Raw genomic sequence first — 428 nt, forward strand, 5'->3', positions numbered from 1 at the left:
GCACCTTTATGGGTGGTATCGCGGCCCTGGCCAAAGCATTAGGCCACCACGTAACCGGCTCAGACGCCAATGTCTATCCACCTATGAGCACCCAACTGGAACAATTGGGTATCAATCTTACCCAAGGCTATGATCCCGCTCAGCTGGAACCTGCTCCGGATTTAGTGGTCATCGGCAACGCCATGAGTCGCGGCAATCCCGCGGTGGAATATGTACTGGATCACAACTTGCCTTATACCAGCGGGCCACAGTGGTTACTGGAAAACCTGCTCAAAGACCGTTGGGTACTGGCGGTGTCCGGTACTCATGGCAAAACCACGACATCCAGTATGCTAGCCTGGATTCTGGAATACACCGGGCTCAATCCTGGCTTTCTGATAGGCGGCGTGCCGGAGAACTTTGGCATTTCCGCCCGTTTGGGTGACTCG

Annotated in this window: 1 protein-coding gene; it reads left to right on the plus strand. The window is 54.9% G+C overall.

The genetic code is table 11. The features are described 5' to 3' along the window. The coding region (locus J0A66_RS21765; protein ID WP_241264377.1) for a Mur ligase domain-containing protein at window positions 1-428 on the plus strand (428 nt) is incomplete at both ends.

Origin of the sequence: Bowmanella dokdonensis, from assembly GCF_017254865.1 — a bacterium.
GTDB classification, from domain to species: domain Bacteria; phylum Pseudomonadota; class Gammaproteobacteria; order Enterobacterales; family Alteromonadaceae; genus Bowmanella; species Bowmanella dokdonensis.